The sequence below is a fragment of the Salinibacterium sp. NK8237 genome, from assembly GCF_015864955.1.
In the GTDB taxonomy this organism is placed as follows: domain Bacteria; phylum Actinomycetota; class Actinomycetes; order Actinomycetales; family Microbacteriaceae; genus Rhodoglobus.
The window spans coordinates 1,390,317-1,401,587 of record NZ_JADYWE010000001.1 but is presented as its reverse complement, the minus strand read 5'-3'; the positions used below and the strand labels follow the sequence as shown (position 1 = coordinate 1,401,587).

Genomic DNA, 11,271 nt, shown 5'->3' with positions numbered 1-11,271 from the left:
TCAGCGAAGCCACTTCGCTAGCACGCGAACGTCGGCGTCTTCGTAGCCGAGGTGCTCGTAGAAACCTGTCGCTTGCTTGTTAGTAGAGCGCACCATCAGTTGAACTTTTACGGCGCCCTGCTCATGCAGCCACTCTTCGGCCGCGTCCATGAGCGCTCGCCCCACTCCGCTTTCTCGACTGCTGTCAGCGACGGCGAGGTAGTAGACCCAGCCGCGATGGCCGTCGTGTCCGGCCATCACCGTTCCAGTCACCGCGTCTCCGTCGAAGGCTCCGAGAATGGTGGACGTTGCCCCGGCAAGCGCGCGATCAAAATCACGCTGTGGGGGATTCCACGGTCGGGTTAGTCCAGCCGATTCCCACAGCGCGGCGGTGGCGTCGAATTCGGCAGAGGTCAGCGTGCGGATGTTCATCACGCTAGTGTGACGCAGACATCGAGCGCCTGACAGCAGGCCGCGTTGTGGTGTGTGTTTGAGGGCGCGGCAGCGCTGCCGTATCCCGGCTACGATTGAGGGCGTGAATGACGCCGCCAACGCTCCAGACCCTACCGAGGCCGAAGTTTCTGAACAGAAAGCTGTTCGGTTAGAGAAGCGCCAGCGACTGATCGATTCGGGCGCTGAGGCGTACCCGGTTGGGGTCGCCATCACCACGAGCATTCCGGCTGTTCGCGAGAAGTATCCCTCGCTTGAAGCGGATGACACTACGGGCGATGTTGTCGGCCTTGCTGGTCGCATCGTGCACCTCCGCAACACGGGCAAGCTGTGCTTCGCGTCGCTGCAGTCGGGCGACGGCCAACGCATCCAGGTCATGGTGTCACTCGGCGAAGTGGGCGACGAGTCGCTCGCTCTCTGGAAAGAACTAGTTGACCTCGGTGACCACCTCTTCGTGAGCGGCGAGATCATCTCGAGCCGCCGCGGTGAGCTGTCGGTCATGGTCAAGGACTGGAAGATCGCCGCCAAGGCCGTCTTGCCCCTCCCGAACCTCCACAAAGACTTGAGCGACGAACAGCGCGTTCGTAGCCGCTACCTCGACCTCATCGTGCGCGAACAGGCCCGCTTCACGGTGCGTGCCCGCGCCAAGGTCAACTCGAGCCTGCGCGCAACGTTCGCCGCGCACGACTACCTCGAAGTCGAAACGCCGATGCTTCAGACGATGCACGGTGGGGCATCCGCTCGTCCGTTCATCACGAACTCAAATGCGTTCGACACCGACCTCTACCTGCGAATCGCGCCGGAACTGTTCTTGAAGCGTGCCGTCGTCGGTGGCATCGAGCGCGTGTTCGAGATCAACCGCAACTTCCGCAACGAGGGCGCAGACTCCACCCACTCGCCCGAGTTCGCGATGGTCGAGGCCTACCAGGCCTACGGCGACTACAACCAGATGGCCGACCTCACTCAGGAGCTCGTTCAGAACTCGGCGGTTGCTGTCACCGGTTCCACGCTCGTCACGCTCTCCGATGGCACTGAATACGACCTCGGCGGCGACTGGGCGCGCATCTCCATGTACGACTCCCTCAACGAGGCAGCCGGGCTCAGCATTACCCCGCAGACGCCCGCCGCCGAGCTAAAGGTGCTGGCGGATGCCGTCGACATCGAGGTCACGCAGCCCACCCACGGCAAGTACGTTGAAGAGCTGTGGGAGCACTACGTCAAGCCGGGCCTCGACCGCCCGACCTTCGTCATGGACTTCCCCGTTGACACGAGCCCGCTCGTGCGCGACCACCGCACCATCGAGGGTGTTGTGGAGAAGTGGGACCTCTACATTCGTGGGTTCGAGCTGGCCACCGGCTACTCCGAACTCGTCGACCCGGTTATCCAGCGTGAACGCTTCGTTGAGCAAGCACTCTTGGCTAGCCAAGGCGACGTCGAAGCGATGCGCCTCGACGAAGACTTCATCCGCGCCCTCGAGCACGGCATGCCGCCGAGCGGTGGAATCGGTGTTGGCGTTGACCGTTTGCTGATGGCCATCACTGGCCTCGGCATCCGCGAAACCATCCTCTTTCCGTTAGTTAAGTAGGGGTCGTTCGTGGTTGACCCTGCTGAGGCGAGTGCGCCAATCGAGGCGCTACGTGCACCCCGCATCACTGTGATGCGTGCGGTGCTCTGGGTGCTCGTGACCGGTGCAGGACTCTTTATGGTTATTACCGGCATTGTCGGCGTTCTAGTGAAGGCGCAGTAATGGATCGCAAATCTTCACGGCTCATCATGACTGTGACTCTCGTGGGACTTGTCATTCTCATCGCCATCGTCACCTTCGCGAACGGTTAGGCTAGAAACGTGCCTCAAGAATACTGGTCAAACGCCCTCTTCTCCGTCATCCCGACGATTGCTATCGGCGGAATTTTCTGGCTCGTTATGGCCTCCATTATTCGCTCTGACCGCACCGAACGTGACAGCTACGCCAAGATCGAAGCCGAAGAGCGTGCCAAAGTAGCCGCTCAGGCCACGACAACCCCTTCGGCGTAAACCTCAGCGACGCCACAGAGGTTTTCTGCGGCGGACTGAAGAAGCCCCGAGTCCGCGGGAAGAAGTTCTGCGTCCGCGAGAAGCGGCTCTGCTTTAGGCCGACCCGCGAAGCTTGATTTCGGTGGGCAGAATGCGACCGGGAGTCTCGGGTGTAATGCCATTCACGAGTTCCAACACCATGGATGCCGCTTCGCGCCCCAAAAGGTCGGCAGGTTGGCGCACCGTCGTGAGTTGGGGCTGGCACCGCATCGCCCAGTCGCTGTCATCGAAGCCGACAATGCCGATGTCGCCCGGTACGGAACGACCGCGTTCGCGCAGCACATCCATGGCGCCAGCCGCGAGAGCATCGGATGCCGCGAAGACTCCGTCGATGTCGCCGGCACGGTCGAGGAGGGCCTTCATTCCCTCAACGCCGCTGTTGCGCGAGTAAAGCGGAAAGTCGACAACGAGGTTCTCGTCGAACTGGTCGCCCAGGGCATCCCGAAAACCAGCAAGTCGTTCGCTACCGGAGTCGCGGTCGAGGGCGGCGGCAATCATGCCGACTTTCTTGCGGCCGGTGGAGAGCAGCTCGCGAGTGATGTCGCGGGCAGCGCCGCGGTTATCGATGCCAACGTAGGGCATATCGGGCGTGCTCATGGGGTGTCCGACGAAGACGGCGGGGAGCCCGATGTGGGCGATGGCGTCAGCGATGGGATCGTGCTCGCGGGCCGAGACGATGACGGCACCGTCGACGAAACCGCCGCGAAGGTAGTCGGCGATGCGAGCGCTGTCACGGTCGGAGCCGATGATGAGGCAGACGAGCTGGTAGTCGTCTTCAGAGAGCCGATCATTGGTGCCGAGCAGAATGGCGCCGATGTTGGGGTCTTCGAGAAAGACCGAGTGGGGCTCGTGCACGATGAGCGCAATTGCTTTGGATCGCTGGGTTGCGAGGTTGCGGGCCGCCATATTGCGCACGTAGCCGACCTTGGCGATGGCCTTCTCGATGGCCTCTCGCGCGGAGTCAGAAACGTACGGTTCGCCGTTGAGCATGCGGGATACGGTGCCCCGGGAGACATTAGCCTCAGCCGCGACGTCAAAGATTGTCGCGCGGCGTGGTCGTGTCCCAGGGGTTGCCATACCCCCATGCTAGCGCCCCGCCTGCCGGTCGCTTGCCCCGTTTCGTGGGACTGTTCACGCTCACAGACACGCCGACTGCTTGACACAACGAATAAGGCTCGTTTAGCCTGTGAACGCTCCCAGAGATTGTCGTCAGTTTTTGAGGGTCTGGTTCTGTGCACGCTCACAGAAATCGAACAATTGCGAGTTGGACTGCAAGCACTGCAGCCGCATCCATTGCCAAAGGAGGCACGCGTGACCACACCCCGCGCAGATCGCGTCGCGAGCTGGTCACCCGATTCCCTCGTGCTCGGTTGTGATTACAACCCCGAGCAGTGGTCCGAAGATGTGTGGCAGCAGGATGTCGCCCTCATGCAGCAGGCCGGCGTCACCCTCGTCGCGATCAACATCTTCGGCTGGGCCGAGATCGAGCCGCGAGCGGGAGAGTACGACTTCACGCGCCTCGACGCCATCATGGATCTGCTGCACTCTGCTGGCATCCGTGTAAACCTTGGCACCGGCACCTCATCGCCGCCCGCGTGGCTCACCACCGCACACCCCGACATTCTGCCCACCGCAGCCGACGGCACCCGCCGCTGGCAGGGTGGCCGCCAAGGCTGGTGCCCGAGCTCTCCCGAATTCCGCTCTGCAGCCCTCGGCCTCGTTGAGAAAGTTTCCGAGCGCTACAGCGGCCATCCTGCACTCGCGATGTGGCACGTCTCCAATGAACTCGGGTGCCACAACGCGCACTGCTACTGCGACACTTCTGCTGCCGCGTTCCGCGTCTGGTTGCAGTCGCGCTACGACACCATCGATGGCCTGAACGCCGCCTGGGGCACCACCTTTTGGAGCCAGCGCTACAGCGACTGGAACGAAGTTCTGCCTCCCCGCGTCACCCTTTCTTCGGCGAACCCGTCGCAACGACTCGATTTCTCACGCTTCAGCTCAGACGAACTGCTCGGCTACTACAAAGCCGAAGCGGCGCTGTTGCGCTCGAAGAGCGACATCCCCGTCACCACGAACTTCATGGTGACCGCGCACATCCGCAGCCAGAACTACTGGCAGTGGGCGAGCGAAATGGATGTCATCGCTAACGATCACTACCTCGACCACCGGCTGCCGCATCCGGTTAGCGAACTTTCTTTTGCCGCCGACCTCACTCGTGGTCTCGCCCAGGGTGCTCCGTGGGTGCTGATGGAGCAGGCAAGCAGCGCCGTGAGCTGGCAGCCATACAATCTCGCCAAGCAGCCGGGCGAAATGCTTCGCAACACGTTGACGCACGTTGCTCGGGGAGCAGACACCGTCTGCTTCTTTCAGTGGCGAGCGTCGCGCCAAGGCGCCGAGAAGTTTCATTCGGCCCTGCTTCCTCACGCTGGTACTGACACTACTGTGTGGCGCGAGACCCTCGACCTTGGTGAGAAACTCCACTCCCTCGAGCCTCTCGCGGGCACTCGGGTCGAAGCGTCCGTTGCACTCGTGTTCAGCTGGGAAGCATGGTGGGCTGCCGAGGGCGACTCGCAGCCATCGTCTGCCGTTCGCTATCTCGAGCAAGTGCATGCCGCCTACGAAGCGCTGCGCGCCAACGGCGTGACGGTGGATGTTGTTGCGCCCGGCGCCGCGCTCGACGCCTACAAGCTTGTCGTGGTTCCTAGCCTTTACCTCGTTGATGACGCCAGCGCGGCTGTTATCAGCGACTTCGTTGCCGGCGGTGGCAACGCGGTTGTCACCTTCTTCTCCGGCATCGTGGACGAGACTGACGGCATCCGCCTCGATGTCACGGGCGAGACACCGCCTGGTGCATTCAGCGACATGCTTGGCGTGTGGACCGAGCAGTTCATGCCCGTCACCCCTGATACCCGTCTCGTTCTCAACGATGGCGGCGCGGCAAGCATCTGGGCTGAGCACGTGCGCCCCACCACAGCGGATGTTGTTGCTGAGTTCGCGTCGGGCCCCATTCCTGGCGGTCCGGCCGTCACTCGCAATCGTTTCGGTTCGGGTGCTGCGTGGTACGTGGCGACCGCGCTCGACGAGCCAAGTTTTGCTGACCTTATGGGCCGCGCGCTCAACGAGGCCGGTGTCGAACAACTCGAACTCCCCGCCGGTGTTGAAGTTGTGACACGGTCGAACGACACCGACCGGTTCCGTTTTGTGATCAATCACAGTGCGAATGAAATTTCTTTCCCCGCCGACGGCGCAGAATTGTTGACGGAAACTACAGTCGCAGGTTCGGTGGCTGTTCCCGCTGGTGGCGTTCGCGTCATCCGCCTGACTGTCGAAGAAGGAGCAACGCGATGACTACAGACATTGCTAAGCCCGCTACACCTAACAAGGCGGTGACGAAGAAGATCCGAGTGAAAACTAAGGCCACTAATAACCGTGGAGCGGTGCTGTTCTTCATCGCGCCGTTCTCCGTGCTTTTCAGCCTGTTCTATATTCTGCCGATTCTGGTCGCGATCTATCAGTCGCTGCTGACGGTCGAGCGCGAAGGTACTTTCGGCAAGCCAACTGAGGTGTTCGGCGGTTTCGTGCAGTACGCCCGGGTCTTCCAAGACTCCTCGTTCTGGGATTCCATTCTTCGGGTTCTCGGCTTCGGCGTCGTACAGGTTCCGATCATGCTCGGTCTGGCTCTGCTGCTGGCCCTGCTGTTGGACTCGCCGCTGGTCAAGGGCAAGCGATTCTTCCGCCTTGCCTTCTTTGCTCCTTACGCGGTTCCCGGCGTCATCGCCGCTGTCATGTGGGGTTTTCTTTACTCGCCCAACCTGTCGCCGTTCACTGCGATCACGAAAGAGATCAACTTCTTGGGCGCTGACCTTGTGCTCTGGTCGATCGCGAACGTGGTCACCTGGGTCTTCGTCGGCTACAACATGATCATCATCTACTCGGCGTTACTGGCGATCCCGAGTGAGATTTATGAAGCGGCTCGCCTCGATGGTGCATCACAGGCTCGAATTGCTTGGTCGATCAAGATTCCGCTGATCACGCCGGCTATTACGCTCACCGCCATCTTCTCGATCATCGGCACCCTGCAGTTGCTCGCCGAACCTCAAGTGTTCAAGAGTTTCACATCGGCCGTGACCAGCACCTACACCCCCAACTTGCTCATCTACTCGACAGCTTCGGTGCCGAACGTGAACCTTGCCGCAGCATTCTCGGTGGTTCTCGCGCTCTTCACCTTCGCGCTCTCGTTCACCGTGCTCAAGTTCACCCAGCGAAAGGCTGACTGATGAGTGCCACCAAAGCTCCCGTGAAGAAGCACAACGGTCCTCGCGAAAGCCTCTTCTCGCGTTCGGGCGCCATGCTCGTGATGGCAATCTGCACGTTCTACTTCCTGATTCCGATCTGGTGGCTGTTCGTCGCAGCGACGAAAGACCGTGGCGACTTCACGTCATCTGCGCCGCTGTGGTTCGCTGACTTCAACCTGATTGACAACATCGTCAATCTGGCTAACTACCGCGAGGGCCTCTTCTTTCAGTGGATGCTCAACAGCATCCTCTACGCCGGAGCCGGTGCCGCAGTAGCGACGCTCTTCGCGACGATGATGGGGTACGCGCTAGCGAAGTACAGCTTCCGCGGCCGCGAAACGCTCTTCAACGTCGTGCTCGGTGGCGTGCTAGTTCCCGCAACGGCGCTTGCGCTTCCGCTGTTCTTGGTCTTTAGCCAGGTCGGCGCAACCAACACATTCTGGTCGGTGTTCTTGCCGAGCATCGTGAGCCCGTTCGGTGTCTACCTTGCTCGTATCTACGCGAGCTCGAGCGTGCCCGATGAGCTCGTCGAGGCCGCACGCATCGATGGCTCCGGAGAAGTGCGCACCTTCTTTACCGTCGCTACCCGGCTCATGACGCCGGCAATGGTCACTATCTTCCTGTTCCAATTCGTCACCATCTGGAACAACTTCTTCCTGCCGCTCATCATGCTGCGCGACGAGAAGCTGTTCCCTGTGACCCTTGGCCTCTACATCTGGAACAGCCAGGTCAACCAGATCCCCGAAATCCGGGCGTACGTGATCATCGGCGCACTGCTGTCGATCATCCCGCTCATCATTGCTTTCCTCAGCCTGCAGCGCTTCTGGCGCAGTGGCCTAGGAACCGGCGCACTCAAGTAGTCGCCCGCACGACCACTCGGACTACCCCCGAGGGAAACCCCGCATCACAATCACAATCACTAGGAAGGTAATCGCATGGCTAATCGCATAGCTCGCGCTGGAGGAGCATTGGTGCTCGTCTCCGCGCTCGCACTCTCAGCATGCTCCACCGGTGCAGGCACAGACGGTGGCACTGACGCCGCTGACGCGTGCACCCCGTCTGACGGACCCGTAACGCTCAGCTTCACCACGTGGCTGCCCGGCATGGAAGATGCCGCAGCAATCTGGAACGAACAGAACCCCGACATCCAAGTTGAAGTTCAGACCGGACCCAACGGTCTTGGTGGAACGTACAACAACTTCTTCAACCAGATCGAAGCCGGCAACGCGCCCGACCTCGGTCAGATTGAATACGATGCACTGCCCAACTTCCGTGTACAAGACGGCGTTGTCAACATCGCCTCGTGTGAGGGAGTAATGGACGCGCAGGACGAGTTCATCGACTGGACCTGGAGCCAGGTCACTTTCGGTGAAGAAGACTCGGTCTACGCAATTCCGCAGGACACCGGCCCCGAGGCTCTGTTCTACCGTGCCGACCTGTTCGAAGCCGCTGGCATCGACATCCCGACCACGTGGGACGAATACGCTGAGGCAGCCGCGCAAATTCGTGAAGAGGGTGGCTACATCACCAACTTCTCGCAGAGCGACATCAACGCCTTCGCCGGACTCGTCTGGCAGGCAGATGGCCAGTGGTTCGAAAACGACGGCGAAGCTTGGGACGTAACCCTTGACTCGCCCGAGTCGCTCATGGTTGCTGACTACTGGCAGGGACTGCTTGACGATGACCTCGTTGCAACCCTCCCGGCTTGGACCGATGAGTGGAACAACGGCTACAACTCCGGTGAAGTCTGGAGCTGGGTTTCTGCAGTATGGGGTGCAAACTCCATCACGAGTGGTGCACCTGACACCGCAGGTAACTGGGCTGTAGCTCCGATGCCGCAGTGGAACGAAGGCGACTCTGCTGCCGGCAACTGGGGCGGATCGAGCACCGCAGTTCTCAAAGGAAGCGAACACCCTTACGAGGCTGCACAGTTCGCTCTCTGGTTGAACACCGACCCTGAGGCACTCGCCAGCATGAACGCAACGGCGAACATCTATCCCGCAACGAAGACCGGTGGCGACCTGCCGGCCTTCTCCGAAGGTCTTGACTTCTTCGGCGGACAGAACATCTACGACGTCTTCGCCGCTGCCGGCGCAGAAGTTAACCCTGACTTCACGTGGGGCCCGACTATGACGCAGGTGTACACGGATGTTGCTGACGGATTCTCTGGCGCCATCTCCGGTTCAGGCACCCTCACGGATGCCTTGACCGACGGTCAGCAGAAGACAATCGACGCCATGAAGGCTGCCGCGATTGCTGTCAACGAATAACACGAACGACATCGTTCACCTCCGCGCCGCGGGCACCAGCTTCGTGCTGGATGCTCGCGGCACGGGCGTGCCGTCGATCACGCACTGGGGTGCAGACCTCGGAGAACTTGACCACGACCAGCTCGTGGCGCTCGCAGATTCGCGCGAGCGTGCCCTCGGGCCGAGTTCCATCGACGAACCTTTCCGGCTGAGCATCGTTCCCTTGCTCGCCGAGGGCTGGACCGGGTTGCCCGGTCTCGAAGGCCGCCATGACCGGGCCGCCGGAGCGAGCGGCGGGCGTGTGCGCCGGCCGTCTTTGCAGACCGCGAGCATCGAGCATCCGACCCCTGACCGCATCTCGGTCACGCTGGTCGACGACGATGCCCTCAGCCTCACCATTGACTTTGAACTTTCCGCCGCCGGAGTGCTGCGCAGCCGTTCACGATTGACCAACACCGCTACCGAGGCTTTCGAGCTTTCATCGCTGGCCACTGTTCTTCCACTCCCGCCGGTTGCGCGCGAGCGACTCGACTTCAGCGGAATTTGGGCGGCAGAACGCCAACCCCAGCGTTCCGCTATCGACTACGGAACCTGGCTGCGCGAGTCGCGCCACGGTCGCCGCGGTCACAACGATTCCTTCCTCACCGTGTCGGGAACACCCGGCTTTGGTTTCCGCCACGGTGAGGTTTGGGCAGTGCACGCCGGAACGAGCGGTGATACCCGCGTTTGGATTGATCGCCTTGCGCTCGGCTACACCACGGTGGGCGTCGCCGAACTGTTGGCTCCCGGCGAAGTGCGTCTCGCGACGGGCGACACCCACGAAACTCCGTGGGCCTACGCCGCGTGGTCGGATGCCGGCCTCGACGGGCTGAGCGACCGTTTCCACGAGTGGTTCCGTGGCCTCCCCGCGCATCCTTCGACACCGCGCCCGCTCACCCTCAACACGTGGGAGGCCGTCTACTTCGATCACAACTTTGATCAGCTCGCAGCACTTGCGGATGCCGCAGCCGATGTCGGTGTCGAGCGTTTCGTTCTCGACGACGGCTGGATGACCGGCCGCACCGACGACAAGCGCGCGCTCGGCGACTGGACGGTAGATGCCGCGTCATGGCCCGAGGGTCTCGCTCCACTCGTTGACCGAGTGACAGCCAGCGGGATGCAATTCGGGTTGTGGGTCGAGCCCGAGATGGTGTCGCTCGACTCCGATCTTGCGCGCGAGCATCCGGAGTGGATTTTGCGCGACGATGACCGGCCGCTGCCGAAGTCGTGGCGCAACCAGCACGTGCTCGATCTTGATAACCCTGCCGCGCGTGAGCATGTGCGCGATGCGATTGCGGCGCTGCTCGACGAGTACGCGATCAGCTACCTCAAGTGGGACATGAACCGTGATTTGCTCGGTGGCTCGGTGCACCGCCATGTCGCCGCAACGTATCTGCTCATGGACGAACTGCGCGAGCGCTACCCGCACGTCGAAATCGAGTCCTGTGCTTCGGGTGGTGCCCGAGTGGATGCCGGAGTGCTCGAGCGCGTTCAGCGCGTCTGGCCATCCGACACCAATGATGCGCACGACCGTTTCTCGATCATGCGCTGGACCAACCTGCTCGTGCCGTTCGAGTACCTCGGATCGCACGTTGGCTCGTCGCCCGCGCACACCTCGGGGCGTTCGCTGTCTCTGAGCTTCCGGCTCGCAACCGCGCTCATGGGGCACTCTGGTATCGAATGGGATCTCACCGCCGCGACTTCCGAAGAGCGAGATGCGCTGCGTACGTGGGCGGGCGTTTACCGTTCACTGCGCGGACTCATCCATTCGGGGCGAGTGGTGCGCAGCGAACTCAGTGCAGACCCGATCGTCACCGGCATCGTCGCGGATGACGCCCCGGGCTCTGCCGCCGATGCTGTCTTCTGGGTGACCAACCTCGTGACCCCCACCGACTCTGTACCTACCGCCCGGCGCTTGCCCGGGCTTGACCCGCACCGTATGTACCGCATCACCCCCGTAGATGTGGGTGCGGAAGCGGCAACCTACCCGGGCACTGCGCCAGCGTGGTGGCACGACGGCGAGCTCACGCTGTCGGGCGCAGCGCTCGGGTCGGTTGGTTTCACGTTGCCGATTCTGCATCCGGATGAGGCGCTGGTGCTGCGCGTTACTGCGGTGCCAGCAGCAGCGGCGGCGAACAACGGCGGGGCGCTCTAACTTCGCCGCACGGGTAGCGCTATTCGCG

General features: G+C 61.8%; 10 protein-coding genes. 8 read left to right on the top strand and 2 right to left on the bottom strand.

Features of this window, described 5'->3' with window-relative positions:
* Nucleotides 1-411 (bottom strand): GNAT family acetyltransferase, encoded by a 411-nt coding sequence (locus tag I6E56_RS06790; protein ID WP_197136907.1) that lies wholly within the window; start codon nucleotides 409-411, stop codon nucleotides 1-3.
* A gap of 103 nt (nucleotides 412-514) precedes the next feature.
* Between I6E56_RS06790 and lysS the strand changes: the two genes are divergently transcribed.
* From lysS to I6E56_RS06775, 3 genes are all read left to right on the top strand, one after another.
* Nucleotides 515-2,014: a lysine--tRNA ligase gene (gene lysS, locus I6E56_RS06785; protein WP_197136905.1), complete on the top strand. Its 1,500-nt coding sequence runs from the start codon at nucleotides 515-517 to the stop codon at nucleotides 2,012-2,014.
* 9 nt (nucleotides 2,015-2,023) lie between these two features.
* Nucleotides 2,024-2,176 (top strand): hypothetical protein, encoded by a 153-nt coding sequence (locus I6E56_RS06780; protein WP_197136903.1) that lies wholly within the window; start codon nucleotides 2,024-2,026, stop codon nucleotides 2,174-2,176.
* A 98-nt stretch (nucleotides 2,177-2,274) separates the two neighbouring features.
* Nucleotides 2,275-2,463, top strand: coding sequence for a hypothetical protein (locus I6E56_RS06775; RefSeq protein ID WP_197136901.1), 189 nt, complete (start codon nucleotides 2,275-2,277; stop codon nucleotides 2,461-2,463).
* Between the two features lie 93 nt (nucleotides 2,464-2,556).
* Here I6E56_RS06775 and I6E56_RS06770 read toward each other — a convergent pair whose 3' ends face one another.
* Nucleotides 2,557-3,579 (bottom strand): LacI family DNA-binding transcriptional regulator, encoded by a 1,023-nt coding sequence (locus tag I6E56_RS06770; RefSeq protein WP_197136899.1) that lies wholly within the window; start codon nucleotides 3,577-3,579, stop codon nucleotides 2,557-2,559.
* A gap of 234 nt (nucleotides 3,580-3,813) precedes the next feature.
* Here I6E56_RS06770 and I6E56_RS06765 point away from each other — a divergent pair, with 234 nt between their 5' ends.
* From I6E56_RS06765 to I6E56_RS06745, 5 genes are all read left to right on the top strand, one after another.
* The gene (locus tag I6E56_RS06765) at nucleotides 3,814-5,853 is read left to right on the top strand and encodes a beta-galactosidase (protein ID WP_197136897.1); all 2,040 of its coding nucleotides are present in this window, start codon (nucleotides 3,814-3,816) and stop codon (nucleotides 5,851-5,853) included.
* Nucleotides 5,850-6,782, top strand: a complete 933-nt coding sequence (locus tag I6E56_RS06760; RefSeq protein WP_197136896.1) for a carbohydrate ABC transporter permease — start codon at nucleotides 5,850-5,852, stop codon at nucleotides 6,780-6,782. The genes I6E56_RS06765 and I6E56_RS06760 overlap by 4 nt, the downstream gene beginning before the upstream one ends.
* Entirely contained in the window at nucleotides 6,782-7,660 is an 879-nt protein-coding gene (locus I6E56_RS06755) for a carbohydrate ABC transporter permease (RefSeq protein ID WP_197136895.1), read from the top strand. Before I6E56_RS06760 ends, I6E56_RS06755 begins: the two co-directional genes overlap by 1 nt.
* A 75-nt stretch (nucleotides 7,661-7,735) precedes the next feature.
* Entirely contained in the window at nucleotides 7,736-9,070 is a 1,335-nt protein-coding gene (locus tag I6E56_RS06750) for an ABC transporter substrate-binding protein (RefSeq protein WP_197136894.1), read from the top strand.
* Complete coding sequence (locus I6E56_RS06745; RefSeq protein ID WP_197136893.1) at nucleotides 9,054-11,243, top strand: alpha-galactosidase; 2,190 nt, start codon at nucleotides 9,054-9,056, stop codon at nucleotides 11,241-11,243. Before I6E56_RS06750 ends, I6E56_RS06745 begins: the two co-directional genes overlap by 17 nt.
* Nucleotides 11,244-11,271 lie beyond the last annotated feature (28 nt).

Bases quoted from the DNA above. Each gene is read 5' to 3' on its own strand.
- I6E56_RS06790 (WP_197136907.1), bottom strand. From the start codon at position 411: ATGAACATCCGCACGCTGACCTCTGCCGAATTCGACGCCACCGCCGCG.
- I6E56_RS06770 (WP_197136899.1), bottom strand. From the start codon at position 3,579: ATGGCAACCCCTGGGACACGACCACGCCGCGCGACAATCTTTGACGTC.
- I6E56_RS06760 (WP_197136896.1), top strand. From the start codon at position 5,850: ATGACTACAGACATTGCTAAGCCCGCTACACCTAACAAGGCGGTGACG.
- I6E56_RS06755 (WP_197136895.1), top strand. From the start codon at position 6,782: ATGAGTGCCACCAAAGCTCCCGTGAAGAAGCACAACGGTCCTCGCGAA.
- I6E56_RS06750 (WP_197136894.1), top strand. From the start codon at position 7,736: ATGGCTAATCGCATAGCTCGCGCTGGAGGAGCATTGGTGCTCGTCTCC.